At 63.8% G+C, this 2,124-nt stretch carries 2 protein-coding genes and 1 pseudogene; 2 read left to right on the top strand and 1 reads right to left on the bottom strand.

Annotated elements, in window-relative coordinates:
- Window positions 1–599: pseudogene (locus tag A9X03_RS26090) on the bottom strand (cytochrome P450); the annotation flags it as partial.
- Window positions 600–848: 249 nt separating this feature from the next.
- On the opposite strand from A9X03_RS26090, the gene A9X03_RS26085 reads away from it, so the two are divergent.
- Together A9X03_RS26085 and A9X03_RS26080 are read left to right on the top strand one after the other, a co-directional pair.
- Window positions 849–1,043, top strand: a complete 195-nt coding sequence (locus tag A9X03_RS26085; protein WP_067748007.1) for a ferredoxin — start codon at window positions 849–851, stop codon at window positions 1,041–1,043.
- 494 nt (window positions 1,044–1,537) lie between these two features.
- Window positions 1,538–2,124: PPE family protein (locus tag A9X03_RS26080; RefSeq protein WP_156669877.1), on the top strand; the 587-nt coding region annotated here is incomplete at its 3' end.

Below are 2,124 nucleotides of genomic sequence, written 5' to 3'. Positions count from 1 at the left end.
CCGGGGTTTTGGCGGCGTTGCTGGATCGCATTGACCAGGTACTCCAACAGCAGCTGGCTCTTCTCGAGGTCGGCCTGGGTGAGGTAGGGCTTGTCGCTGACGACAGTGTCCTTCCAATCGATCAGGCGGTCGCGATCCTGGATCGGCAGGCCGTAGAGATCCATGAAGACCTGGAACGGGTACAGGTGCGCAAAGTCCGCCATCACTTCGCATTTGCCTTGGCCCGCAAGGGCGGCGATCATTTCGGCGGCGTGCCGCTCCAGCACCGGGCGGGATTTGCTCAGGCCGAGCGGACTGAAGAAGGGCTGCAGCACCTTCCGGTAACGGGTGTGCTGAGGAGGGTCGAACGCCAGTGGCAGCACGGGCAGCGGGTGACCGGGAGGCTGCAGGATCGTGGACGAGAACACCTGGGGATTGCGCAGCGCCGCCAGCACGTCCTCACGGCGGGTGATGTAGTAATGGCCGTTCATGAACACCACCGGGCCGGCGTCGCGCAACACCTTCCACCCGACGCCCCGGTCCTCGGCCATCGGTAACTTCTCGAAATCGAGGCGCGGTAGGTGGAACGTGCCTTGCTGGCCTTGGCCAGGAGTGCTCATGGGCTCTCCGCTTGTCTATCTTGATCTGCTCACCGCTGCGGCGGGGACTTCGTCGGCACCGTTTCCAGCCGGCACACCAATATCGCATGTGTCGCAATGGGACACGAATCCGATCGCGCGCCGGCGCGATGGTTTCCGGTCAACGGCTGCACGCGGCGGCGATCTTCTACACTCTAGCCAGCGACGAATCGCCGCTCGATTCGCTGACGCGACTTGCAATTCTGCGAAGCCCGGTAGGGAGGGAACCTCATGAGGGTTCGTCTCGAACAAGCCAGATGCGTGGGTCATGCCCAGTGCTACGCCGTCGACCCTGACTTGTTCCCGATTGACGAATCCGGCTATTCGATCCTCGAGGAGCATGAGGTGCGGCCCGAGGACGAGCAGCTGACCCGGGACGGCGTCGCTTCGTGCCCCGAAATGGCGCTGATCCTCGAAGAGGACTGACCGGCGCGAGGTGCCGTGCAGGCGCTATCGAGAACGATTTCAAAGCAAACCCCGGATGAACAAACAGTTGCCACAAGTGAACTGTCGTCGACAGGGAATGAACAGTGGCTGGCCTGGAATGAACAGTTGGCGTCGGGTGTCGGCGCACCCCTGATAACGAACTAATCTCATTCACGAGCGACAGTTCGGTAAGACCGCGGACTGTCGCTCGGTTGCTGACAGCAGGGATCAATCGAGGCTAAAGGTGCACGTTGTTCCTGACCGGGTGTCCGAGAAGCGTGGCGGCAAGCCACATTTGGGCGTCAGGCACGGGATCGACAGGATGCGCCGGACAGCCCGCCGACTGGGGTGGCGGACCGAGAGGTCTGAGTCGGTGATTCCGGGCGGCCAGCGACTTACGGGTGGCGAATGCTTACGAAGCCGTGACCACGGCCACCACTGATCCGATGCGACTGCCGGGATCGCCAGCGATCCCGGCCAACTGAGGAGAACAGGTGTTTGACTTCGGGGCGTTACCGCCGGAGATCAATTCCGGTCGGATGTATGCGGGTCCGGGTTCGGGTTCGTTGATGGCGGCGTCGGCGGCGTGGGATGAGATTGCTGCTGAGGTGGCTGCGGCGGCCAGTGGGTATAGCTCGGTGATTGCGGAGTTGACGTCGGGTCCGTGGGTGGGTCCGGCGTCGTCGTCGATGGTGTCGGCGGTGGTGCCGTTTGTGAGTTGGCTTTCTGCGGTGGCGGGGTTGGCCGAGGACACGGCCAGTCAGGGTCGGGCGGCTGCGGCGGCGTTTGAGGCGGCGTTTGCGATGACGGTGCCGCCGCCGGTGATTGCGGCTAATCGGGTGTTGTTGGCGACGTTGGTCGCGACGAATTTCTTCGGGCAGAACACGCCGGCGATCATGGCGACCGAGGCGCAGTACATGGAGATGTGGGCCCAGGATGCGGCGGCGATGTATGGCTATGCGGCGGCTTCGGCCACGGCCTCGCAGTTGGCGCCCTTTGATGCCCCGCCGAACACCACGACTCCTGATGGGGTGGCCGAGCAGGCGTTGGCGGTGACCCAGGCCGCTCAGCAGCCCGCGGG

This window comes from Mycobacterium sp. E1715 (assembly GCF_001667625.1).
Lineage (GTDB): Bacteria > Actinomycetota > Actinomycetes > Mycobacteriales > Mycobacteriaceae > Mycobacterium.
This window is presented reverse-complemented; position numbering and strand designations above follow the sequence as displayed.

Bases quoted from the DNA above. Each gene is read 5' to 3' on its own strand.
- A9X03_RS26085 (WP_067748007.1), top strand. From the start codon at position 849: ATGAGGGTTCGTCTCGAACAAGCCAGATGCGTGGGTCATGCCCAGTGC.